Origin of the sequence: Alloalcanivorax sp. C16-1 (assembly GCF_046507805.1) — a bacterium.
GTDB lineage: Bacteria > Pseudomonadota > Gammaproteobacteria > Pseudomonadales > Alcanivoracaceae > Alloalcanivorax.
The window spans coordinates 1300638-1322848 of sequence record NZ_JBKFTK010000001.1 but is presented as its reverse complement, the minus strand read 5'-3'; the positions used below and the strand labels follow the sequence as shown (position 1 = coordinate 1322848).

At 65.4% G+C, this 22211-nt stretch carries 23 protein-coding genes; 10 read left to right on the top strand and 13 right to left on the bottom strand.

Annotation, left to right across the window (positions count from 1 at the left end):
* Positions 1-23: 23 nt before the first annotated feature.
* A complete protein-coding gene (locus ACLD0W_RS06325) occupies positions 24-1895 on the top strand; it encodes a copper resistance system multicopper oxidase (RefSeq protein ID WP_410306629.1) in 1872 nt (623 codons plus the stop codon).
* Positions 1892-2614: a copper resistance protein B gene (locus tag ACLD0W_RS06320; protein WP_410306628.1), complete on the top strand. Its 723-nt coding sequence runs from the start codon at positions 1892-1894 to the stop codon at positions 2612-2614. Before ACLD0W_RS06325 ends, ACLD0W_RS06320 begins: the two co-directional genes overlap by 4 nt.
* Positions 2615-2621: 7 nt before the next feature.
* Here ACLD0W_RS06320 and ACLD0W_RS06315 read toward each other — a convergent pair whose 3' ends face one another.
* The 6 genes from ACLD0W_RS06315 to ACLD0W_RS06290 all read right to left on the bottom strand — a co-directional run bounded on the left by ACLD0W_RS06315 (position 2622) and on the right by ACLD0W_RS06290 (position 7681).
* Entirely contained in the window at positions 2622-3671 is a 1050-nt protein-coding gene (locus ACLD0W_RS06315) for a sulfate/molybdate ABC transporter ATP-binding protein (protein ID WP_410306627.1), read from the bottom strand.
* Positions 3668-4564 carry a sulfate ABC transporter permease subunit CysW gene (cysW, locus tag ACLD0W_RS06310; protein WP_410306626.1) on the bottom strand — a complete coding sequence of 299 codons (897 nt, stop codon included), beginning with the start codon at positions 4562-4564 and terminating at the stop codon, positions 3668-3670. The genes ACLD0W_RS06315 and cysW overlap by 4 nt, the downstream gene beginning before the upstream one ends.
* A 5-nt stretch (positions 4565-4569) precedes the next feature.
* Positions 4570-5388, bottom strand: a complete 819-nt coding sequence (cysT, locus tag ACLD0W_RS06305) for a sulfate ABC transporter permease subunit CysT (RefSeq protein WP_410306625.1) — start codon at positions 5386-5388, stop codon at positions 4570-4572.
* Between the two features lie 9 nt (positions 5389-5397).
* Positions 5398-6396: a sulfate ABC transporter substrate-binding protein gene (locus ACLD0W_RS06300; RefSeq protein ID WP_410306624.1), complete on the bottom strand. Its 999-nt coding sequence runs from the start codon at positions 6394-6396 to the stop codon at positions 5398-5400.
* 83 nt (positions 6397-6479) lie between these two features.
* On the bottom strand, positions 6480-6650 hold the full coding sequence (locus ACLD0W_RS06295) for a YezD family protein (protein WP_410306623.1): 171 nt from the start codon (positions 6648-6650) through the stop codon (positions 6480-6482).
* A gap of 20 nt (positions 6651-6670) precedes the next feature.
* Entirely contained in the window at positions 6671-7681 is a 1011-nt protein-coding gene (locus tag ACLD0W_RS06290) for a porin (RefSeq protein ID WP_410306622.1), read from the bottom strand.
* Positions 7682-7892: 211 nt separating this feature from the next.
* Here ACLD0W_RS06290 and ACLD0W_RS06285 point away from each other — a divergent pair, with 211 nt between their 5' ends.
* On the top strand, positions 7893-8699 hold the full coding sequence (locus ACLD0W_RS06285) for an EAL domain-containing protein (protein WP_410306621.1): 807 nt from the start codon (positions 7893-7895) through the stop codon (positions 8697-8699).
* A 30-nt stretch (positions 8700-8729) separates the two neighbouring features.
* Here ACLD0W_RS06285 and can read toward each other — a convergent pair whose 3' ends face one another.
* Positions 8730-9368: a carbonate dehydratase gene (gene can, locus ACLD0W_RS06280; RefSeq protein WP_410306620.1), complete on the bottom strand. Its 639-nt coding sequence runs from the start codon at positions 9366-9368 to the stop codon at positions 8730-8732.
* Positions 9369-9443: 75 nt separating this feature from the next.
* Entirely contained in the window at positions 9444-10430 is a 987-nt protein-coding gene (gene moaA, locus ACLD0W_RS06275; RefSeq protein ID WP_410306619.1) for a GTP 3',8-cyclase MoaA, read from the bottom strand.
* A gap of 170 nt (positions 10431-10600) precedes the next feature.
* On the opposite strand from moaA, the gene ACLD0W_RS06270 reads away from it, so the two are divergent.
* Positions 10601-11089 (top strand): peptidylprolyl isomerase, encoded by a 489-nt coding sequence (locus ACLD0W_RS06270; protein ID WP_204427573.1) that lies wholly within the window; start codon positions 10601-10603, stop codon positions 11087-11089.
* 125 nt (positions 11090-11214) lie between these two features.
* Here ACLD0W_RS06270 and ACLD0W_RS06265 read toward each other — a convergent pair whose 3' ends face one another.
* The 5 genes from ACLD0W_RS06265 to ACLD0W_RS06245 are packed head-to-tail and all read right to left on the bottom strand — an operon-like array spanning position 11215 to position 16058.
* On the bottom strand, positions 11215-12621 hold the full coding sequence (locus ACLD0W_RS06265) for an FAD-dependent oxidoreductase (RefSeq protein ID WP_410306618.1): 1407 nt from the start codon (positions 12619-12621) through the stop codon (positions 11215-11217).
* A gap of 2 nt (positions 12622-12623) precedes the next feature.
* A complete protein-coding gene (locus ACLD0W_RS06260) occupies positions 12624-13559 on the bottom strand; it encodes a polysaccharide deacetylase family protein (RefSeq protein WP_410306617.1) in 936 nt (311 codons plus the stop codon).
* Positions 13556-14500 carry a polysaccharide deacetylase family protein gene (locus tag ACLD0W_RS06255; protein ID WP_410306616.1) on the bottom strand — a complete coding sequence of 315 codons (945 nt, stop codon included), beginning with the start codon at positions 14498-14500 and terminating at the stop codon, positions 13556-13558. The genes ACLD0W_RS06260 and ACLD0W_RS06255 overlap by 4 nt, the downstream gene beginning before the upstream one ends.
* Positions 14497-15165 (bottom strand): isochorismatase family protein, encoded by a 669-nt coding sequence (locus ACLD0W_RS06250; RefSeq protein WP_410306615.1) that lies wholly within the window; start codon positions 15163-15165, stop codon positions 14497-14499. The genes ACLD0W_RS06255 and ACLD0W_RS06250 overlap by 4 nt, the downstream gene beginning before the upstream one ends.
* Before the next feature lie 11 nt (positions 15166-15176).
* Positions 15177-16058 (bottom strand): oxaloacetate decarboxylase, encoded by an 882-nt coding sequence (locus ACLD0W_RS06245; protein WP_410306614.1) that lies wholly within the window; start codon positions 16056-16058, stop codon positions 15177-15179.
* A 194-nt stretch (positions 16059-16252) separates the two neighbouring features.
* Between ACLD0W_RS06245 and ACLD0W_RS06240 the strand changes: the two genes are divergently transcribed.
* The 6 genes from ACLD0W_RS06240 (at position 16253) to ACLD0W_RS06215 (ending at position 22150) form a co-directional block, all read left to right on the top strand.
* Entirely contained in the window at positions 16253-17053 is an 801-nt protein-coding gene (locus ACLD0W_RS06240) for a GntR family transcriptional regulator (RefSeq protein WP_410306613.1), read from the top strand.
* 142 nt (positions 17054-17195) lie between these two features.
* Positions 17196-18599, top strand: coding sequence for a 3-isopropylmalate dehydratase large subunit (gene leuC, locus ACLD0W_RS06235; RefSeq protein ID WP_410306612.1), 1404 nt, complete (start codon positions 17196-17198; stop codon positions 18597-18599).
* A 3-nt stretch (positions 18600-18602) separates the two neighbouring features.
* Entirely contained in the window at positions 18603-19205 is a 603-nt protein-coding gene (gene leuD, locus ACLD0W_RS06230) for a 3-isopropylmalate dehydratase small subunit (protein WP_410306611.1), read from the top strand.
* A 66-nt stretch (positions 19206-19271) separates the two neighbouring features.
* Positions 19272-20327, top strand: coding sequence for a TRAP transporter substrate-binding protein DctP (gene dctP / locus ACLD0W_RS06225; protein WP_410306610.1), 1056 nt, complete (start codon positions 19272-19274; stop codon positions 20325-20327).
* 6 nt (positions 20328-20333) lie between these two features.
* The gene (locus ACLD0W_RS06220; RefSeq protein ID WP_204426513.1) at positions 20334-20837 is read left to right on the top strand and encodes a TRAP transporter small permease; all 504 of its coding nucleotides are present in this window, start codon (positions 20334-20336) and stop codon (positions 20835-20837) included.
* The gene (locus tag ACLD0W_RS06215; protein WP_410306609.1) at positions 20837-22150 is read left to right on the top strand and encodes a TRAP transporter large permease subunit; all 1314 of its coding nucleotides are present in this window, start codon (positions 20837-20839) and stop codon (positions 22148-22150) included. The genes ACLD0W_RS06220 and ACLD0W_RS06215 overlap by 1 nt, the downstream gene beginning before the upstream one ends.
* Positions 22151-22211: the final 61 nt, after the last annotated feature.

Here is a 22211-nt window from a genome sequence, read left to right as displayed (position 1 = left end):
CTCAATGCATCAGGAGCTTTACGATGACTTCAAGCACCCCCTCATGGGGCCGGCGCCGTTTCGTCCAGGGCCTGGCCCTGGGCGGCGCCGCCCTCGGCCTGGGGCTTTCGCCCCGGCAACTGCTGGCCCGACAGGGCCAGACCGGCGCCGCCGAACTGAGCGGCACGGATTTCCGACTCACCCTGGACAGCGCCTCGGTAAACCTCACCGGCCGGCGCCGCCCGGCCACCCTGGTCAACGGTAGCCTGCCGGCCCCCACCCTGCGCTGGCGCGAGGGCGACACCGTTACCCTGGCGGTCACCAACCACCTGCCGGAGACCAGCTCGATCCACTGGCACGGTCTGCTGCTGCCGTTCCGGATGGACGGTGTGCCGGGCCTGTCCTTCGACGGCATCGCCCCCGGCGAGACCTTCACCTACCGCTTCCCGGTGAAGCAGAACGGCACCTATTGGTACCACAGCCATTCCGGCTTCCAGGAACAGAGCGGCCTGTATGGCGCCATCGTCATTGATCCGGCGGAGCCGGAGCCGCACCCGGTGGACCGCGACTACGTGATGGTGCTCTCGGACTGGAGCGATGAATCGCCGGACCACATTTACGCCACCCTCAAGAAGCTCAGCCACTACTACAATTTCAACGAACGCACGGTGTTCGACACGCTGCGCGATTTCCGCGAAAAAGGCGTGGTAAGGACGCTCAAGGACCGGCACATGTGGAACACCATGCGCATGAGCCAGAGCGACCTGGCCGACGTCACCGGCTACACCTATACCTACCTGCTCAACGGCCATAGCCCCAGCGGCAACTGGACCGGCCTGTTCCAGCCCGGCGAACGGGTCCGTCTGCGCTTTATCAACGCCAGCGCCATGACCTTCTTCGACATCCGCATCCCCGGCCTGGACATGACCGTGGTGGCCATGGACGGCCAGCCGGTGAAGCCGGTGCGCTTCCACGAGTGTCGCCTGGGCGTGGCGGAAACCCTGGATGTGATCGTCACCCCGGAGACCAAGCAGGCATTCACCGTGTTCGCGCAAAGCATCGACCGCTCCGGCTTCGCCCGGGGTACCCTGACCCCGGACCCGGCTCTGCGCGCCGAGGTGCCGACCATGGACAAGCCGCCGCTGCTGGGCCACACGGAAATGGGCATGGGTGCCATGGCCGGCATGGATCACGGCGGCATGAACCACGGCAACATGGACCACGGTTCCATGAGTCACGGAGCCATGGGGCATGACGACATGGATCACGGCACCTCGCACGGCGCCGCCGACGCCCCGGTGCCACTGGCCAGCGTGGCCGGCAATCCGGACCTGGCGCCCCGCGCCAGCGCCACCGAGCACCTGGACTCCGAATACGGCCCCGGCGTGGACATGCGCGCCATGGCCCCGGCGGCGCTGCTGGACGACCCGGGCGTCGGCCTGCGCGAAAGGCCCTGGAAGGTGCTGACCTACGCGGACCTGGAAACCGCCGGCGGCGCCCCGGACAGCCCCCATCCGGACCGCGAGATCGTGCTGCATCTGACCGGCAACATGGACCGCTATATGTGGAGCTTCAACGGCATCAAGTTCGCCGACGCCGTGCCCCTGGAGCTGCACCACGGCGAGCGCGCCCGCATCACCCTGGTCAACGACACCATGATGACTCACCCGATCCACCTGCACGGGATGTGGAGCGATCTGGAACTGGGCGACGGGCGCCTGCTGCGCAAGCACACCGTCACCGTGAAACCCGGCGAGAAGCTCAGCTACCTGGTACGCGCCGACGCCCTCGGCCGCTGGGCCTACCACTGCCATCTGCTCTACCACATGCAGGCGGGCATGTTCCGGGAAGTGCGCGTGGTGGAGGGCGCCACGCTTCACCACGACGGCCATCGGCACGGGGGGCATCACTCATGAAAAGCGGGACACTCAATCCGGTGCTGGCCGTGGCGGGGCTGGTTCTGTGGAGCGGCGCCCACGGCATGGACATGCGAGAGCCGGCCTTCAGCCGGGTGATCATCGATCAGTTGGAGGCCCGTGACGCGGACCGGGGCACCGTGACGGCGTGGGAGGCCTCGGCCTGGTACGGCGGCGACATCGACAAACTGTACCTGAGCACCGAAGGCGAGCGGCTCATGGACCAAGGCGGTGAAACCGACTCGTTCGAAACCCGTTTGGCCTGGAGCCATGCCTTCGCGTCATTCTGGGACTGGCAACTGGGCGCGCGCCGGGACTGGCAGCCGGACGACCCCAACCGGGACTGGGCCAGCCTGGGCGTGCAAGGCGTGGCGCCCTACCGGTTCGAAACCGACGTCAACCTGTTCATCGGCGAGGACGGCCTCACCCAGCTGCGCCTGGAGACCGAGTACGAGCTGCTGTTCACCCAGAAGCTGATCCTGGTGCCGGCTCTCGAAATGAACCTGGCCGGCAAGGCGGACGACGAGCTGCACACCGGCGCCGGCCTGATGGACGTGGAGGCCGGCCTGCGACTGCGCTACGAAATCCGCCGGGAGTTGGCGCCCTACATCGGCGTGAACTGGGAGCGGCGATTCGGCGACACCGCGTCGCGCACCCGCGACGCCGGCGGCGAGGTGGAAGACACCACCCTGGTCGCCGGCGTGCGGATCTGGTTCTGACCGGCCCTCAGCCCGCGAACACACGCCCGGCCCGGGGCCGGGCGTGCACCGCCTCCCCCACCACGAACGGCCAGCGTCCACCGTGGTGAGGCAATTCCACCTGCAGTGAGGGCGCGCTTTCGCCGACGCGCACGCTGATGCGCAGGGCCGCGCCCACCTGGGCCACGCTTTCCACATGGCCGGCCACGCCGTCGCCGCCCTCGCCTTTCAACTCAATGTCGTGGGGCCGGATATAGCCGGTCACTGGACGCGGCTCGCTTTGAGCGAACTCCGGCGCCGCCACCCTCAGCCCATGAAAGTCCGCCCAGCCGCCGGCGGCCTGGCCGTTCAATCGGTTGGCATCGCCGATAAAGCCGTACACGAACGGCGTGGCCGGGGCGTTGTAAATCTCCTGGGGGGTGCCCACCTGCTCCACTTTGCCCTGGTTGATCACCACCACCCGGTCGGCCACTTCCAGCGCCTCCTCCTGATCATGGGTGACGAACACCGAGGTCACGTGGATGTCATCGTGCAGGCGCCGCAACCAGGCGCGCAGATCCTTTCTCACCCGCGCGTCCAGGGCGCCGAACGGCTCGTCCAGCAGCAGTACCTTGGGCTCCACCGCCAGCGCGCGCGCCAGGGCGATGCGCTGGCGCTGACCACCGGACAACTGGTCCGGGTAACGGTCCGCCAGCCAGTCCAGCTGCACCAGCGCCAGCAACTCGTGCACGCGGCGGGCGATCTCGTTCCTGGCGGGGCGGTCCCGGCGTGGGCGCACCGACAACCCGAACGCCACGTTGTCGAACACCGTCATATGCCGGAACAACGCGTAGTGCTGGAACACGAAGCCCACGCCGCGCTCGCGCACGTGGGTGGTGGTCGCGTCCTTGCCCGAGAACAGGACGGTCCCGGCATCCGCGTACTCAAGCCCCGCGATGATCCTCAGCAAGGTGGTCTTGCCGCAGCCGGACGGCCCCAACAGCGCCACCAGCTCACCGCTGCGGAGCGTCAGTGATACATCATCCAGCGCCCGGAAGGCGCCGAAGTTTTTATTCAGATTGCGAATTTCGATGCTCATAGCTGTTCCTCACGGGCGGCGGCGCGCAGCGACCGCTGACGATCCTTTTGATGCTTGTATTCCAGGGCGGACTTGGCGATCAGCGTGGCCACGGCGAGCAGGGCCAGCAGCGATGCGCAGGCGAAGGCCGCGGCAAACTCGTATTCGTTGTAGAGAATTTCCACATGCAACGGCAGCGTATTGGTGACACCGCGAATATGGCCGGACACCACGCTCACCGCGCCGAACTCGCCCATCGCCCGGGCATTACACAGAATCACGCCGTATAGCAGGCCCCACTTCACCGACGGCAAGGTGACGCGCCGGAAGGTTTGCCAGCCGCTGGCGCCCAGGGTCAGCGCCGCTTCCTCGTGGGTGACGCCCTGTCCCTGCATCACCGGAATCAACTCCCGGGCCACGAACGGAAAGGTCACGAAGACGGTGGCCAGCACAATGCCGGGTACCGCGTAGATGATTTGCCAACCACTGTCTTCCAACCAGGGCCCGAGCCAGCCACGGCTGCCGAACAGCAACACATAGATCAGCCCGGCGATCACCGGCGACACCGCGAACGGCAGGTCGATGAGGGTGATCATCACCTGCTTGCCCCGGAAGCGGAACTTGGTGATCGACCAGGCCGCCGCCAGACCGAACACCACATTCAACGGCACCGCCACGGCGGCGGCGATCAACGTCAACTTGATCGCGTGCAGGGCGTCCGGATCGGACAGCGCCGCCAGATAGACCCGCAGCCCCTGGGACAGCGCCTCGCGAAACACCAGAAACAGGGGCACCAGCAAAAAGGCGAGCAGAAATGCCAGCGCGACACCGATCAGCACGCGCCGCAGCCAGGGCGCTTCGGTCACCGCGCGTTCGGTGACGCGGGCTTCCCTCGCGGGGAGTACAAAGCTCATGATCGTCAGCCTCCGGCTCGCTTGACGCTCCAGAACTGGAGCCCGTTAATGATCAACAGCAACACGAAGGAGAACAGCAGCATCACCATGCCCAGCGCCGAAGCCGAAGCGTAGTCGTACTGCTCCAGTTTGCTGTAGATCAACAGCGGTGTGATCTCGGTGCGAAACGGCATGTTGCCGCTGATGAACACCACCGAACCGTATTCGCCCACCGCGCGGGCGAACGCCAGGGCGAAGCCGGTCAACGCGGCCGGCAACAGCGCGGGAAACAGCACCCGCCGGAAGGTCTGCCAGCGATCCGCGCCCAGGCTGGCGGCGGCCTCTTCCCATTCCCGGTCCAATCCGGCCAGTACCGGCTGTACCGTGCGCACCACGAACGGCAGACCGATAAAGGTCAGCGCCAGCGTCACGCCAATCGGTGTGTAGGCCACTTTCAGCCCCAGCTCACCGAGGGGCTCACCGAACCAGCCGTTGCGTCCGTACAGTTCGGTGAGGGCGATGCCCGCCACCGCGGTGGGCAACGCGAAGGGCAGGTCCACCAGCGCATCCACCACCCGTCGCCCGGGGAAGGAGTAACGCACCAGCACCCAGGCCACCAGCACGCCGAAGACCAGATTGATCAAGGCGCCGGCCAGCGCGGCGCCGAAACTGAGCTTGTAGCTGGCCACCGCCTGGGGGTCGCTGACCACGCGCCAGAAATCGTCACCGCCCAGGGATATCCCCTTGGCGAACAGAGCCGCCAGGGGGATAAACACGATCAGGCTGGTGTAGAACGTGGCGAAGCCCAGGGACAACCCGAAGCCGGGTATGACTCGTTTGGCCATGATTCAGGATCACTCGGGCTTGTAGATCTGATCGAACACACCGCCATCATTGAAGTGCGTACGCTGGGCTTTCTGCCAACCGCCGAAGGCCTCGTTGACGGTCACCAGATTCACCTCCGGGAAGGTGTCCGCGTATTTCTTCGCGTATTCCGGGTCCACCGGGCGGTAGTAGTTCTTGCCGGCCAGATCCTGGCCCACCGGGCTGTACAAATACTCCAGGTAGGCCTTGGCGATGTCGGTGGTGCCATGTTTCCCGGCGTTCTTGTCGAGCACCGTCACCGGCGGTTCGGCGAGAATCGAGATCGATGGCACCACGATTTCAAAGTCGCCTTCTCCGAGTTTGTTGATCGACAGCAGCGCTTCATTTTCCCAGGCCAGCAGCACGTCACCGATGCCCCGTTTCACGAAGGTGGTGGTGGCGCCGCGAGCGCCGGAGTCCAGCACCGGCACCTGCTTGAACAGTTTGGTCACGAACTCGCGGGCTTTTTCCTCCGAGCCGTACGCCTTCTCGGCGTAGGCCCAGGCGGCCAGATAATTCCAGCGCGCCCCGCCGGAGGTTTTCGGGTTCGGCGTGATCACTTCCACGCCCGGTTTGAGCAGGTCTTCCCAGTCGTTCAGATCCTTGGGATTACCCTTGCGGACCAGGAACACGATGGTGGAGGTGTACGGCGCGCTGTTGTGCGGCAGCCGCGTCTGCCAATCCTCGGGAATGATGCCGGTCTTTTCGGAAATGGCGTCAATGTCGTAGGCCAGCGCCAGCGTGGCCACATCGGCCTCCAGGCCGTCGATAATGGCGCGCGTTTGCTTGCCGGCGCCGCCGTGGGACTGGCGCACGGTGACGGTTTCACCGGTTTCCTCTTTCCAATGCTCGATAAACTTTTTGTTGAACGCTTCGTAGAGTTCCCGGGTGGGATCGTAGGACACGTTCAGGATTTCACGGTCCGCCAGCGCCGTCTGGCTCAGTACCAGACCGAGGGCCGCGACGGCCAGTCCACTTTTCCAGTTCATTTTTTCAGCCTCCATCAGTGCTTATTGAATAGCGTTTTGGAGGCCTCCGGTGGTCCGGTCAGCCTGGGGTACCGCCGTGCGTCTCAACGCTTCTCGAAGCGGTATTTTTCCTTTCGTTCCACCTGGACCACGCGACCTTCGTGCACGGTGATTTCCACCGCGCCGAAACGCAGGTCCTTGATCAGCGAAGCAAGCAGGGCCGCCAGATCACCCTCATCCAGTGCCGGCGTACGCTGTGAGTGCGGGTGACTCATGATGACTTCTCCTCGACGAGTCAGAACTTGAAGGCCAGGCCGGTGCCGGCGGCACGATCCTCGGTGCCGGCGTCGTCCCGTTCCAGTTGTGAGAGATAGACATAGGCCACGGTGCCGCTACCCAATCGGTAATCGGCGCCCAGCGCCCAGAGCGTCAGCTTTTCGCCGGTTTCCTCACCCTTGGTCCGGCCGCCCTGGGCTTTCAGCGTCAGACGCTCGAAGTGCCAGGCCGAGCTGGCCAGCAGGCTGCGGTCTTCCAGATCGCTGTTCGGGGCGGCGTCCTCCGCTTGTTGCACCAGCGCGCCCAGCTCCAGCGCGCCGAGCCGGTAGGACAGGCTGGCCCGCAGCAGGTCGGCCCGGTCGATACCATCCACCGAGCGACGGGCCGCCTGATCCTTTTCGTAGGCCAGCGCGGCATAAAGGCGCTCCCGTTGCCATTCCAGGGACGCGGACACGGTATCGGCGAGACCGTCCTCATCGACGCCGTCGCCGTCCACATCGTCCTGTTCCGCCGGCGAAAAGGCCGCCTTGACGGTCAGGCCGTTCCACAGCAACGGCGTTTGGTACTGGATGATATTGCTGCTTCGATTCTGGCCGCCGATAAAGGTATCCAGGTCACCGTACAGATCATTGAACTGATCCACGGGGCCTTCGATGCGTTTCAGCGGGGTATCGAATTTGCCGGCGATCACGGTGCCGTAAGCACCCTGCAACCCGGCGTAGATATTGCGTTGGCTGAAGGTCTGGCCGCCGCTGTCACCTTCGTCCACATCGATGCCGAATTCGGCCAGGTAGACGGCCTTGAGGTTGCCCACGTCCAGATCAAAGTCCCCTTTGATCCCGATTCGGGAGTTGTTTGAATTCAGCTCCCACTCATCCGCGACGCGCGGGCCGGCCAGGCTGGCGCCCTCGAAATCGATGTTCTCCAGCGACAGATTCACTTTCCCGTACAAGGACGGTTGCGCGGCGCCGGCGATGATCGGCAGCCCCCCCAGCAAGACGGTTGTGACCAGCACAATCCCGTTTTTCATGACGGTGTTCTCCAGACAGCGTGAAACTCGACAAGACGAAAATCGCCTCCCGCTGTCGGGTGGGCCGCGCCGAACCGTTCGGCGATGGGGAACATGCTAGTCGCCGGCCCGAAAGATCATAAAGGAATATATTTCTATTGAATTATTCTTTTTGGGAATAAAAAGCATGAGTTACGCTGCCTGCCATCGTCATCGTCCGCCAGGAGGTCCCATGCCCATTCACGAACTACTGGACTACTTCAATCGGGAACAGGTCCGCCAGTACGGCGAGCGGGTGGCGCTGCGTGACGCCCTGAGCATGGAAGGCGACCGGGTGGTGGCCGACTATGCCGGCCTGAAGCTGGGGACCCTGTTCCAGCCCATGGTGGCGCTGACCTCGGAGCAACAGGGCGGGCACGAGGCGTTGCTGAGCGTTACCGGCCGGGTCGGCCGGCTGACGCCATCGTCGCTGTTCATGCTGGCCAGCAGCGCGGAGGACATCATCTATCTGGATCGTCTCTGCCGCACCCTGCACGCGCTCAATTTCCTGCTGCAGCCCAGCGTCGGCGGTCTGCTGTCGTTGAACGTGCATCCGCGCCATCTGGCCAGCGTGCGCCGCGAACATGGGCTGGCGTTCGAGCGTATCCTGCGCGAGTGCGGGCTGGAGCCTTCAAGGGTAATGCTGGAAATCCAGCAGGGCTCCCGGGGTGGCGGCGAGGATCTGGCGCGGGCGCTGGACAGTTACCGGGACTACGGCTATCGCATTGCCCTGGATCGGGTCACGGCGTCGCCGGCGGCGGACTTCTGGGGCGCCCGCCCACCGGATCTGATCAAACTGCACCCCGACCTGAACGACGGCGCGGCACGGCGGCGGATACAGGACGGGGTGGCGGCGCTGGGCGTGCCCGCCACCCTGCAGCTGGGGCTGACCGTGGACCAGGCGCGGGACGGCGGCTTCAGCCACGTTCAGAGCCGTGCCCTGTTCGCGCCCGGGGCGCAGCTGGCCGGACCCACCTGGCGGCGGGCCCGGTTTCCGTAACCGCCCCTGACCGCCCCGGGCCGGGACAGGTCAGGAGGCGTAGCTGTCCGCTTCCAGGCCGCGCAGTTCCTGATTGGTCTGCACGCCCAGGTCCAGGTCGCTGAGACGACCGTCGGCGATGGAGTAAATCCAGCCGTGGATGGTCAGCGGCTGCTCGCGGCGCCAGGCCTCCTGGACCACGGTGGTGTTGGCCACGTTGATCACCTGACGGGTGACGTTCAGCTCGCACATGCGGTCCAGGCGGGCGCCGTCGTCGGGCAGTTCGGCCAGCGCCTTGCGGTTGCGCAGGTAGAGTTCGCGCACCTGACGCAGCCAGTTGTCGATCAGACCGTGGGGCTGATCCTCCATGGCGGCGCGCACCCCGCCGCAACCGTAATGGCCGACCACCATGATGTGCTCCACCTTGAGCACGTCCACGGCGAACTGCAGCACGGACAGCAGGTTCAGGTCGGTGTGGTTGACCAGGTTGGCCACATTGCGGTGCACGAACAGCTCGCCGGGCATCAGGCCGACGATCTGGTTGGCCGGCACCCGGGAGTCGGCGCAGCCGATCCACAGAAAGCGCGGGCTCTGCTGGTTTTCCAGGGTTTTGAAAAAGCCGGGGGAGTCGAGTTCGATCTGACGACGCCAGTCGTCGTTGTTCTGGAACAGCTCGGGCAGGGTTTTCACGGTGGGCCTCCAATTGCGACGGTCCAATGATGCCGCAACCAGCCTGAACCGCAACGTGAAAAGTCTTTCGAAAGGTTAGCCGCCGGTCATGTTCATGAAACGCACCAGTTGCTCGCCCTCGGCCAGGTCGAATTCGTGCCGTTCCGGCTTGATCTGCATGCCCCGGTGCAGGGCATCGATAAGCGGCTGATCGTCGTCCGGATGGGCGCGCAGGATGCCACGCAGGTCCAGGCTGTGCTCATGGCCCAGACACAGCAGCAGGCGCCCCTCGGCGGTGACCCGCACCCGGTTGCAGGCGTGGCAGAAGTTGTTGGAATGGGGCGAGATAAAGCCCACCCGGCTGTCCGGGTAGCCGTCCGCCTGCCAGTAGCGGGACGGGCCGGCGGTGCCGGCGGCCAACGGCACCAGGGTGAAGCGCTCGGCCAGCTGATCGCGCAGTTCCTCGGAGGAAACGAACGCTTCCTGGCGGCTGTGCTCGCCGATCTGGCCCAGGGGCATCTCCTCGATAAAGGCGATGTCCAGGCCCCGCTGCAGGGCGAAGTCCACCAGGTCGGCGACCTCGTCCTCGTTGCGGCCACGCATGATCACGCTGTTCAGGCGCACCCGCCGGAAGCCCGCCTGGCGCGCCGCCTCGATGCCTTCCAGCACGTCCTCGAGACGGCCGGTGCGGGTAAGCTCACGGAAGCGGTCCGGACGCAGGGAATCCAGGCTGATATTGACGCGGGTGACGCCGGCCTCGCGCAGCTCGCCGGCGAAACGGCCCAGGCGCGCGCCGTTGGTGGTCAGGTTCAGTTCTTCCAGGCCGGGCAAGGCGCCCAGTTCCCGCGCCAGCGCGGTAAAGTTCTTGCGCACCAGCGGCTCGCCACCGGTCAGGCGGATGCGGCGCACGCCCTGGCTCACCAGCACGCGCCCCAGGCGGGCCATTTCTTCCAGGGTCAGCACCCGCGCCCGGGGTACGAAGGTCATGTCCTCCGCCATGCAGTACACGCAGCGGAAATCGCAGCGGTCGGTCACCGACAGCCGGACATAATCGATAATGCGTCCAAAACGATCTTCAAGCATGGCGCCATGATGCCAGATTCCGGCGGTCAGTGGGTACGACTGTTATGGTCATTTCGAGCCAGCGCCCCGGGGCCGGTTGGTCAGCGGCTTGGCCGGGCTGTTACCATAGTGGCCTGAGACGGCGCCGGGCGCCGGTCATTCACACCCGATTCAACCCCAAAGGGGCATGCATGCAAATCGCAGACAACAAGGTAGTGGCCTTCCACTACACGCTGACCAACGAAGCCGGCCAGACCATCGATTCCTCCCGTCAGCGCGAGGAACCGCTGAGCTACCTGCACGGCCACGGCAATATCATTCCGGGCCTGGAAAAAGCGCTGGTCGGCAAAGAAGCCGGCGACAAGCTGGAAGTGAAGGTGGCGCCGGAAGAAGGCTACGGCGAGCGCAACGAAGGTCTGATCCAGCAAGTACCGACCTCCGCCTTTGAAGGCGCCGGCGGTGAGCTGCAGCCCGGCATGCAATTCCAGGCACAGACCGAAGCCGGTCCGCGCATTTTCACCATCACCGCGGTGGAAGGCGAGGAAGTGACCGTGGACGGCAACCACCCGCTGGCCGGCGAGACCCTGAACTTCGACGTGGAAGTCACCGAAGTCCGTGAAGCCACCGACGAAGAGCAGGAGCACGGCCACGTGCACGGCCCGGGCGGCCACGAGCACTGAGCTCCGCTCCCCGTCGCGCCGATCCGCTGTAACGTGGATCGCTCCGAGAAGGCCCCGAACGGGGCCTTTTTTGCGCCCACCGTCGCTGACGCGACGTCAAAAAACGCTACTGGCGTTTTTCCGTTTCAGGGGGCGCCGGCCAGGGCCGCCGCCGTCTCTCCGGCGATGGCGCCCAGCACCACCGCGCTGAGCAGACCATTGCCGGACATATAGCCATCGTCGCCGGCACCGGACACGCCGCGGGCGGCGCCACCGGCGGCCAGCAGATTGGGCAGCGGCCCGCGGTCCCGGTCCAGCACCCGACCGTCGGTGTCCACTTCCAGACCACCCTGGGTGTGGAACAGGGCACCGGTGACCCGGATCGCAAAGTACGGCGGCGCCAGCCGGTGGGCGGGCTCGAAGGTCCGACCGAAACGGTCCGCCTGGCCGCTGTCCGCGGCCGCCGCCATGGCGTCGAACTCCCCGCGCAGCGTCTCCAGCGGCACCGCCAGCCCCTCGGCCAGGGCCTCCAGACCGTCGAATCGCTTCACCGCGCCGGCGGCCTCGGCGTTGCGGTAATCCTCGAATTTGAGCGCCTGTTCATGAATGCGCCGGTCGTACAGGTTCCAGGCCCGGCTCTCCGGCTGGGCGTTGACCTTGGCGGCCTGCTCCGAATAGCCCAGGTGCTCGTTGGAGAAGCGCGCCCCGTGCAGGTTCACCTGCACCCCGCCCTGCATCATCACCGCCCAGGAAATCAGGGTCTGGTGGGGCCAGGCCAGGGAGCCGTGGCCCTGATAGGCACCCATGTCCCTGAGGCTGGCGTCCAGCGCCTCGCCCCATTGCACCGCCTCGCCGCGGTTGCCTTCGTGACCGAAGTAGAGAGCCCCGGCCATGGCGGGAATGTGGCGGGCGATCAGCTCCGGATTGCCGCCGTAGCCGTTGCAGGCCAGCACCAGCGCCTCACAGCCGAGACGCTCCTCGACGCCGTCGGGACGTTGATAGGTCAGGCCGCGCACCCGGCGTCGTTCGTCCACATGCAGGGTGGTGACCCGCGCCCGGGTGAGCACATCCAGCTCCGCCGCCTCGGCGGCGTTGAGCAGGCAGCTCATCAGTTCCTCGCCGGTACGACGCGGCGTGCAGTGCATCCGCAGGCGGCTGTGGCCAGGGTAGAGAAAGCCCTCCACCAGCTCGAAGGGCACGCCGTGCCGGTCCGCCAGCCATTCGATCACGGCGCCGGAACGCCGTGCCAGGGTGTCGACGATGGCCGGGTCGGCCTGACCGTGATTCTTGCCCTGAATGTCCGCCGCCATGCGCGCCGCGTCGTCCTCCACGCCGGCGGCGCGCTGGAAACGGGTGCCCGCCGCCGGCACGAAGCCGGACGACATAAAGGTGCTGCCCCGGGGTACCGCGTCCCGTTCCAGCACCACCACCTCCACGCCCAGGGAGCGGATCGCCAGGCCGGCGACCAGACCGCAGGCGCCGGCGCCCACCACCACCACCGGCAGGGTCAGCTCGAATTCCAGCTCGGCGCCGTCGGTTCGGACCTCGGCCATGCTCAGCGCTCCGACCGGGTCTGGGTGTTGAACGCGTCGAGAATCTCGCCGGCGGTGGCCAGCCAGACGTCGTCACGGCGACTCAATTGCTCAAGCACCGCTTCCAGGCAGGCGATGCGGTGCGGTTGGCCGATCAGCCAGGGATGCAGGCTGAGTCCCAGCATCCGTCCACCCTGCCCGGCGGCTTCGCCGGCGAGAAAGTCCGCCGCGTCCTGGACCTGTTCCACCCAGCTGTCCTCGGAGTGCAGGTTCTGTCCGATCACGAACTGATCCTCGATCTCGGTGGACAGCGGCATCATGGTGAGCGGGCCGTGGTCGGTCCGGAACGGGTACGGCATGTCGTCGTTGACCCAGTCGGCACAGTATTCCACGCCGTGCTCGGCGAGCAGGTCCGGCGTGTGCCAGCTCTGGTTGCGCGCCGGGCTGAGCCAGCCGCGCACCGGCCGTCCGGCCAATTGATTGAGGGTGTCCAGGGAGCGCTTCACCTGCTCCCGTTCTTCCCGGGGATCCTGGCCACCGTAGTGCAGGTGATCCATGTTCCAGCCGTGGCACAGCAGCTCGGTGTCGCGCTCCAGCAGACGCCGGGTCAGGTAGGGCGTGTCCCGCGCCAGCTGACTGTTGATCGCCACCGTGGGGCGCACGCCGTACCGGTCGAACGCCTTCAGACAGCGGAACACGCCCACCCGGTTGCCGTAGTCGCGCAGGGTGAAGTGGCGCAGGTCCGGGTACGGCATCTTCATGCCGTTGGGCACCTTGAAGGGCTCGCCGCGCTGGTTGAGCGGGTAGAACTCCAGGGACAGGTTCACCCACACCGCCAGACGCTTGCCGCCCGGCCAGGTGACCGGCGGGCGGTCCGCCAGCATGGTCCAGTCATAGCGGTCGTGGTCATAGCCGTGCCGGCGCCAGGGGTACTCGAAGTAGCGGTCGTCCAGGCTCATTGGGCGCCTCCCTTGCGGCGTTCGATGTCGGCCACGGCAGTGTCGTAATGGTGGGCCAGATAGTGCTCGGCGATTTCCCGGCCGGTGGCCAGCCAGACGCCGTCGTGGCCGGTGATGTATTCCAGGGCCTCTTCCAGCGCCTTGATGCGGTGCGGGCAGCTCACCTGGTAGTTGTGGGTGGGAATGCACATCACCGTGCCGGACTCGGCGCCCTCTTCGTAGAGCCGGTCGAAGTGCCGCTTGAGCATGGTGGCGTAATGGCGCGGCTCCACCTTGTTGACGGTGTAGACGATGGTGTCGTTCATCTCCAGGGAATACGGCACCGAAATAAAGCGCTTGCCGTTGCGCACCGACACCGGCGTGGGCTGATCGTCGTGGAACAGATCGCAGGTGTAGAAGCCGCCCTCGTCACCGAACAGTTCGCTGCCGACCTCGGCAAACAGGTCCAGGGTGCGCTCGGAGTGGGACAGCGCCGGGGCCAGATAGCCGGCGCACTGCTGGCCGGTGTGGTGATGGATGGATTCCATGGCGTCGCGGATCATGGCCCGTTCCTGGGCCTCGCTCATGCCGTAGGTGTAGCGGGTGTTGTAGATGCCGTGGCTGAACAGCTCCCAATCCCGCTCCCGACACATGTCGATGATCTCCGGGTGGTGCTCGCACAGCGCCACGGACAGGGACACCGAGCCGCGAATGCCATACTTGTCGAGCAACGCCATCTGCCGGCGGTGGCCCACCCGGTTGCCGTAATCGCGGATGCTGTATCCGGGCACCGCCGGGCTCGGCTGGGGCCAGGCCTTGCGGTGCGGGTTGGCCGGCGGGTCCAGTTCGTAGAACTCGATATTGGGAGCCACCCAGAACGCCACCCGGGCGCCGTTGGGCCACTCCAGCTTGGGGCGGTCCTCATAGGGCCAGTAATCGTAAACGCCGAGACTTTCCTTCATGCGCTTTCACCGTCCAGCCAGGCCAGCACGTCGGCCACGTTCATCACGTCGGCGTACTTCAGATGCAGGTCGGTGAGGTTGGCGTAGTGGTAGCTCTCGTGCTTATCCGCCACGCACTCCTGGGGCACGATGGTGCGGTAACCCCGCGACAGGCTTTCCACCGCGGTGGCGCGGATGCAGCCGGAGGTGGAGCCGCCGGTGATGATCACCGTGTCCACCTGGTGCCACACCAGCAAGGATTGCAGCGGCGTTTCGAAGAAGGCGGAGGGCATGCGTTTGGTATAGACCACGTCGCGGTGGTGGTCGATGTTGACCCGCTCATCGAAAGCGGCCCGGTCCGAGCCGTACTTGATGTTCTGCAGCGAGTCCGGAGTGTCGGTGCGGGTGCCCCAGACGCCGGCGTCCTCGGCGGACTCCAGAAAGGCCACATGGGTCCAGACCACCGGCCAGTTCAGCGTGCGGAAGTGTTCGGCCAGCGCGTTGACGTACTCGAGCTGGCGCGGATCGGTTTCATAGGCCGTCTTGTAGAGGTCGGTGCGCGTGTACGCCTTCTGCGGGTCCACGTTCACCAGCACCGCCTTTTTGCCGAACCCGAAAGGCACACGCTGCGGGTTGGCGATCACGTCCTGGAAAATCTGCTTGGCTGTTTTGTCGGTGGTAATCATGCTGTCTCCGCCTAGCTGGTGGGGTCTTCGTATTGCTTGCCCGCGGCCAGAATCCGTTCCGTGCCGAGGAATTCATTGAGCTGCTTGAAGTCGAGCATCCGGTCGCGGAAGTTGTCGGTGGTGCCATCGTTTTTCAGGGTGCCGAAGAAGCGGTTGGCCATGAAGGTGAAGGCCCGTACCAGCGCCCCGGGGAAAATCACCATGGAAAAACCCAGCGCTTGCAGGGCGGCGGCATCCTGGATCGGCGTGTCGCCGCCTTCCACCATGTTGGCCATTACCGGCACGTGCCCCTTGAAACGGCCCATGACCGCGTCGATGTCATCGGTGCCGCGCAGCCCTTCCACGAACAACAGATCGCAGCCCGCTTCGCGGTAGGCCTCGGCGCGCGCCAGGGCGGCCTCGATGCCGTCCACCGCCAGCGCGTCGGTGCGACCGATGATCAGCGTCTGCGAGTCGCGGCGCGCGTCCACCGCCGCCTTGATCTTGCCGACCATCTCCCCGGCCGGCACCAGGCTCTTGCCACGCAGGTGACCGCAGCGCTTCGGATAGGTCTGGTCTTCCAATTGAATGGCGTTGGCGCCGGCGGCTTCCATCAGCCGCACGGTGCGCGCCACGTTCATGGCGTTGCCGAAACCGGTGTCGCCGTCGACCACGATGGACACCTCGGTGCGCTCGCGAATGTGGGCCAGGGTGTCCACCACCTCGGTGAAGCTGGTCAGGCCGATGTCCGGCCGGCCCAGCTTGGTGTAGGCGATGCTGGCCCCGGACAGGTACACGGTATCGAAGCCGCTCTGCTCGGCGATCGACGCGCTCAGCGCGTCGTAAACGCCCGGCGCCACCACGATATCATCCTGCCCCAGTCGATCCTTGAAATTACTACTCACTTGACTCATTCGCTCTCTCGGTTGCCGTTTCCCGGTGCGCTGGCGCCGACCGACACCGGACTAAACAGAGGTCCGGAACTGGCCTACAATGCAGATCACACCAAACATCAAAATGACTTATATATAATACATTTATATGTTTAAAGAAGAACAGCGTCAAGCCGGGTCACCGGTCCGTCATCGATCCCAGGGGGCCCCGCGCCATGAATGAATCGTCGTTGCAAACCGCGGTCAGCGGCACCAAATCCCACAACCTCTACCTGCTGCTGCGCGACGCCATCCTCAGCCGCCGCCTGGAGCCGGGGGACAAGCTGCCCGGCGAGCTGAAGCTGGCGGAGCAGTACAAGGTATCGCGGGTGACGGTGCGCCGGGCCATGGAAGCCCTGCAACGGGCCGGGCTGATCGCGCGCCGCCCCGGGGTCGGCACGGTGGTGCTGGAGCAGCCCCTGGACGCCACCGTGATGACCGCCAGCGTCTCCAATCTGCTGCCCAATATGCTGAAGATGAGCCGCACCTCGAAGGTGCGCCTGCTGGAGTTCGCCTATGTGACGCCGGAACCGTCGATCCGCGACAAGCTCAAGCTGGCCAGCGGCGAAAAGACCCAGCGTTCAGTGCGCGTGCGGCAGGTGGAAGACCAGCCGTTCTCCTACCTCACCACCCATGTGCCGGCGCGCATCGCGCACCACTACAGCGAGTCGGATCTGGCCCATACGCCCCTGTTCGTGCTGCTGGAGCAAAGCGGGGTAACCATCGACCACGCCACCCAGACGATCTCCGCCGCCCTGGCCACGCAGACCGAAGCGGAGGCCCTGGGCGTGGCGGTGGGCTCGCCGTTGCTGGCGCTGACCCGGGTGGTCTATGACCGTAACGGCGAGGGCGTGGAACACCTGGACGCCCTGTACCGCCCGGACCGCTACCGCTTCCAGATCGACCTCAATCGTACCGGCGAAGACGACGCCCGCTATTGGGAGCCCCTGCCCGGGGACAAGGAGCCGGGGGCATGATTACGGTTTGACATGCCCTGGGGGGCCGACTATCTTTGCGCGATAGATGTAGTACATTTAATACATATATCGGGCATAGATAAATACATAGCGGAGTGCCATTCGGGGCACCCCGCGACGGCGAACCCCCAAAGGCATGGTCGTGACAAAAGCACCGAGAACCCTCTTCGACAAGATCTGGGACGCGCACGAGATCCTGCGTAACGAAAGCGGCCAGAGCCTGCTCTGGATCGACCGGCACTTCGTTCACGAGGGCTCCTTCCACGCGTTCAATAAACTCAATGCCCGCGACCTGAAGGTCGCCCATCCGGCGCTGACCACCGGCATCGCCGACCACTACGTGCCGACCCGGGGCCGCTCCATTCAGGTGGTCACCGACAAGGTGCGCTCGGTGATCGAGCAGCTGGAGCACAACACCCGCGAGCACGGCGTCACCCTGCTCGGCCTGGACGATCCGCGCCAGGGCATCGTGCACGTGGTCGGTCCCGAACAGGGGCTCACCCAGCCCGGCCTGCTGATGGTGTGCGGCGACAGCCACACCTCCACCCACGGCGCCCTGGGCGCTCTGGCGTTCGGCATCGGCGCCTCGGAAGTGGCCCATGTGCTGGCCACCCAGACCCTCTGGCAAACCCGCCCCAAACGTCTGCGCATCACCGTGGACGGCCGGCTCGGCGCGGGCGTCACCGCCAAGGACATCGCTCTGGCCTGGATCGCCCGGCTGGGCGCCGACGGCGCCCGGGGCCATGCCATCGAATACGCCGGCGAGGCGATCCGTGCGCTCAGCGTGGAAGCGAGACTGACTCTGTGCAACCTGTCCATCGAAGGCGGCGGCCGCTGCGGCATGATCGCCCCGGACGACAAGACCCTGGCCTATCTGAAAGGCCGCCCGGACGCCCCCGAGGGCGAGCAATGGGAGCAGGCCGAACACTACTGGCGCACGCTGCACAGCGACGAAGGCGCGGTGTTTGATCGGGAAGTGACCCTGCGCGCCGAGGAGATCGCGCCCCAGGTCACCTGGGGCGTATCGCCGGAGGAAGCCCTGCCCATCGACGGCACCGTGCCCGACCCGGCGCGGGCGGCCTCCCCGGCCAAGGCCCGCCAGATCCAGGACAGCCTGGACTACATGGGTCTGCGCGCCGGCCAGAAACTCACCGAAGTCGCCGTCGATTCAGTGTTCATCGGCTCCTGCACCAACGCGCGCCTGGAAGATCTGCGCGCCGCCGCCGAGGTGCTGCGCGGCCGCCACTGCCGGGTGCCCGGCATCGTCTCCCCGGGCTCCACCCAGGTGAAGCAGCAGGCGGAAGCCGAAGGGCTGGACCGGGTGTTCATCGATGCCGGTCTGGAATGGCGCGAGTCCGGCTGCTCCATGTGCGTGGGTATGAACGGCGACCAGGTGGGCAGTGGCGAACGCTGCGCCTCCACCACCAACCGCAACTTCAAGGGTCGCCAGGGCCCCGGGGCACGCACCCATCTCATGTCTCCGGCGATGGTGGCGGCGGCGGCGCTGACCGGCCATCTCACCGATATTCGCGAGCTGACGAGGTAACCCATGACGCCTTTTACCGAACTTTCCGCGCTCGCCTGCCCGCTGCCCCTGGAAAACGTGGACACCGACCAGCTGATTCCGGCGCGCTTCATGAAGGAGTCCCGGGATAAGGGCTACGGCGGTTTTCTGCTGCATGACATGCGCTTCGGCGCGGACGGCACGCCCACGGATTTCGTGCTCAATGACGCCCGCGCCAAGGGCTCGGAGATTCTGGTGGCGCGGCGCAACTTCGGTGCCGGCTCCTCCCGGGAAGCGGCGGTGTACGCGCTGGTGGACTACGGCTTCCGCTGCGTCATCGCGCCCAGCTTCGGCGACATCTTTTCGTCCAACTCGGTGAACAACGGCCTGCTGCCGGCGCTGGTCAGCGAAGACGATTGCGAAGCGATTCTCGACGCCCTGGGCGACCGGCCCGGCGAGCTGCGCGTGGACCTGAACGCGCAGACCATCACCGCCGGCGGCCGGGATTTTTCCTTCGAGATCAACGCCACCTGGAAGATCAAGCTGCTGAACGGCTGGGACGACATCGACCTGACCCGGGCCCGGGCGGAGGAGATAGAGCGCTTCCGCGAGCACTACACCGCCGCTTATCCCTGGGTCACATCCTGACAGCGGGCGGCCCGCGCCGCCCGCCACGACGCCGATAACCCGAAGAACACAATAAAAGAGGATTTCATGAGACCTTCCCTGCGCCTGATGGCGGCCGGCCTCTCATTGCTGTTCGCGTCCCTGACGCACGCGGACGAGCAGGTGATCACGGCCCTGCATGCCTTTCCGCCCTCGCTGATCTATACGCAAAGCTTTCTCGAGTTCGTCGATGACGTGAACGAGGAAGGCAAGGGCGTGATCCGCATCGACGTGCTCGGCGGGCCGGAGGTGATCGGCCTGTCCCAGCAACCCTACGCGGTGCGCAACGGCGTGGTGGACATGGCCTATACCGCGGCCAGCTTCTACGCCGGCACTCTGCCCGAGCGCGACGCCCTGATCTCGTCCAACACCAACGCCATCCATGCGCGACAAAGCGGCGGCATTGACCTGCTCAACCGCATCCACCAGCGCAAGATGGACGTGTTTTACCTGGGCTGGTTCGACAGCGGCATCAAGTACAACCTCTACACCATCAACAAGCCGGTGGTGAACGACCAGGGTGACCTGGCGCTGCCCAGCCTGCGTCTGCGCAGTAACCCGGTGTACGACGCCTTCTTCACCGATTACCTGAAAGCCCAGCCCATCAGCCTGCCCACCACCGACGTGTATTCCGCCCTGGAACGGTCCGTGGTCAATGCCACCGGCTGGACCCAGATCGGCATGAACGATCTGGGTTGGAACAAGTTTCTGCGCTACCGCATCGACCCGGCGTTCTATTCCACCGACATGGGCGTGATCGTCAATCTTGAGAGCTGGAACGCGCTCAGCGACGACGCGCGACGCATCCTTCAGGACGTGGCCATTCGCCATGAACGGGACAGCGCCCTGCGCTTCGCCAAGGCCGCCACCGAACAGCAGCGGCAGCTGGAAGCCAATGGCATGACGCCGTTCAAACTCGATCCGGCGGCGGCGGACCGCTACCTGCGCGCCGCCCGCGAAGCTTCCTGGCGGCGCATGAAGCGCTACATGGAACATCAGCCCGGCGGGCTCAGCCATTACCAGGACCTGATCGAAAAATTCAACGACCCCGCGGTCGATGCCGGCAAGGACGCCGCCGACACCGCCCGGTCCACCACCCGGTAGCGCGCCATGCATGCACTTTCCCGACTCTATAACAAATTGATCGACGCCATGGCGTTGGTGTCCGCCGTGCTGCTGGTGTGGCTGATGGTCGCCATCGTCACCTCCGTGGTGATTCGTAACCTGGGCGTGCAATCGCCGGCCTGGCTGTTCACCTCCACGGAATACGCCATGTTCTATCTCACCTTGCTGGGCGCCCCCTGGCTGGTGCGTGAGAAAGGCCACGTCTACATCGAAATCTTCATCAAGCCGCTGCCCGACGCCGCCCGCAATCTGCTCAGCCGCGTGGTGATGGTGATCTGCGCGGCCATCTGCCTGGTGCTGGCGGTCAAGGGCGTGGAGCTGGTGAGCACCAACATCGACCGGGTGGATTACGACGTGCGCACCTACTACTTCCCGATGTGGATGCTGACCATCACCTATCCGATCAGCTTTTCGCTGATGGGTCTGGAGTTCATCCGCTTTCTGTTTTCCGACCAGCCCTATCACAGTGAAGAACAGGAGACGCACTGATGGAATGGTATTACGCGCTTCTGTTCCTGCTGTCCCTGGTGCTGGTGCTGATGTTCATCGGCGTGCCGGTGGCGATCGCCTTTATCGGCGCCAACCTGGTCGGCGCCTGGGTGTTCATGCGCGGCGACGCCGGTCTGATTCAACTGCTCAATAACGGCTTCGGTGCCCTGTCCAGCTTCAGCCTGGTGCCGATTCCCCTGTTTCTGCTGATGGGCGAACTGTTCTTCCGCACCGGCCTGGGCATGCGCATGTTCAACGCCATCGATCAGTTGATGGGGCGGGTGCCCGGGCGCTTGTCCTACGTCACCGTGGTGGGCGGCACCGCCTTCTCCACCCTGAGCGGGTCCTCCATGGGTTCCACCGCCCTGCTCGGCTCCCTGCTGGTGCCGGAGATGGAACGCCGCGGCTACAAGAAGTACATGTCCATCGGGCCGATTCTCGGTACCGGTGGCCTGGCCATCATCATTCCGCCCTCGGCCATCGCCGTGCTGCTCGCCACCCTGGCCAAGATCGACATCGGCGACGTACTGATCGGCGGCGTGCTGCCCGGGGTACTGCTGGCCTCCCTGTACATGTTCACCATCTGGCTGAAGACCCGGCTGAAACCGGATTCGGCGCCGGCCTACGACGTGGACGCGCTGCCCCTGGCCACCAAGCTCAAGGTACTGAGCCGGGACATCCTGCCCATGCTCAGCATCATCGTGCTGATCATCGTGATGATGCTCACCGGCTTCGCCACCCCGTCGGAATCCGCCGCCTTCGGCGCGCTCGGCGTGATCGTGCTGGCGCTGGTATTCCGCACCATGACCCGGAAGGCGTTCAAACAGTCGGTGATGGGCGCGCTCAAGGTCACCCTGATGGCGTATCTGATCGTGTTCGGCTCCGCCACCTTCAGCCAGTTGCTGGCGTTTTCCGGCGCCTCCCACGGGCTGATTCAGTGGGCCACCCATTTCGATCTGCATCCGTTGCTGATGCTGGGCGCCATGCTGCTGGTGTTGCTGGTGCTGGGCACCTTCATGGAAGCGATCTCGATCATGATGATCACCGTGCCGTTCTTTTTCCCCCTGGCCCAGTCCCTGGGCTTCGACCTGGTGTGGTTCTCGGTGGTCACCCTGATCGCCCTGGAGATCGGCTTCTCCACCCCGCCCCTGGGTTTGAACCTGTTCGTCATGAAAGGCGTGGCGCCGGCCGGCACCACCATGCGCGAGATCTACCTCTCCGCCATTCCCTACATCCTTTGTTCGCTGTTGCTGCTGGCGGTGCTGACCGCCTTCCCCGGCATCGTGACCTGGCTCCCCTCGTTGTCGGGCTGAGCGCCGACAACGGGTCTCCATGGCGGCCGACCTCCGGCCGCCTTTTTTTTACCACTCCGCT

Coding starts and splice junctions, on each gene's coding strand:
- leuD (WP_410306611.1), top strand. CDS start 18,603: ATGACGCCTTTTACCGAACTTTCCGCGCTCGCCTGCCCGCTGCCCCTG.
- ACLD0W_RS06290 (WP_410306622.1), bottom strand. CDS start 7,681: ATGAAAAACGGGATTGTGCTGGTCACAACCGTCTTGCTGGGGGGGCTG.
- ACLD0W_RS06250 (WP_410306615.1), bottom strand. CDS start 15,165: ATGATTACCACCGACAAAACAGCCAAGCAGATTTTCCAGGACGTGATC.
- dctP (WP_410306610.1), top strand. CDS start 19,272: ATGAGACCTTCCCTGCGCCTGATGGCGGCCGGCCTCTCATTGCTGTTC.
- ACLD0W_RS06245 (WP_410306614.1), bottom strand. CDS start 16,058: ATGAGTCAAGTGAGTAGTAATTTCAAGGATCGACTGGGGCAGGATGAT.
- ACLD0W_RS06295 (WP_410306623.1), bottom strand. CDS start 6,650: ATGAGTCACCCGCACTCACAGCGTACGCCGGCACTGGATGAGGGTGAT.
- ACLD0W_RS06255 (WP_410306616.1), bottom strand. CDS start 14,500: ATGAAGGAAAGTCTCGGCGTTTACGATTACTGGCCCTATGAGGACCGC.
- ACLD0W_RS06325 (WP_410306629.1), top strand. CDS start 24: ATGACTTCAAGCACCCCCTCATGGGGCCGGCGCCGTTTCGTCCAGGGC.
- ACLD0W_RS06215 (WP_410306609.1), top strand. CDS start 20,837: ATGGAATGGTATTACGCGCTTCTGTTCCTGCTGTCCCTGGTGCTGGTG.
- ACLD0W_RS06265 (WP_410306618.1), bottom strand. CDS start 12,621: ATGGCCGAGGTCCGAACCGACGGCGCCGAGCTGGAATTCGAGCTGACC.
- ACLD0W_RS06240 (WP_410306613.1), top strand. CDS start 16,253: ATGAATGAATCGTCGTTGCAAACCGCGGTCAGCGGCACCAAATCCCAC.
- cysW (WP_410306626.1), bottom strand. CDS start 4,564: ATGAGCTTTGTACTCCCCGCGAGGGAAGCCCGCGTCACCGAACGCGCG.
- moaA (WP_410306619.1), bottom strand. CDS start 10,430: ATGCTTGAAGATCGTTTTGGACGCATTATCGATTATGTCCGGCTGTCG.
- ACLD0W_RS06300 (WP_410306624.1), bottom strand. CDS start 6,396: ATGAACTGGAAAAGTGGACTGGCCGTCGCGGCCCTCGGTCTGGTACTG.
- cysT (WP_410306625.1), bottom strand. CDS start 5,388: ATGGCCAAACGAGTCATACCCGGCTTCGGGTTGTCCCTGGGCTTCGCC.
- ACLD0W_RS06320 (WP_410306628.1), top strand. CDS start 1,892: ATGAAAAGCGGGACACTCAATCCGGTGCTGGCCGTGGCGGGGCTGGTT.
- ACLD0W_RS06270 (WP_204427573.1), top strand. CDS start 10,601: ATGCAAATCGCAGACAACAAGGTAGTGGCCTTCCACTACACGCTGACC.
- ACLD0W_RS06260 (WP_410306617.1), bottom strand. CDS start 13,559: ATGAGCCTGGACGACCGCTACTTCGAGTACCCCTGGCGCCGGCACGGC.
- ACLD0W_RS06220 (WP_204426513.1), top strand. CDS start 20,334: ATGCATGCACTTTCCCGACTCTATAACAAATTGATCGACGCCATGGCG.
- ACLD0W_RS06285 (WP_410306621.1), top strand. CDS start 7,893: ATGCCCATTCACGAACTACTGGACTACTTCAATCGGGAACAGGTCCGC.
- ACLD0W_RS06315 (WP_410306627.1), bottom strand. CDS start 3,671: ATGAGCATCGAAATTCGCAATCTGAATAAAAACTTCGGCGCCTTCCGG.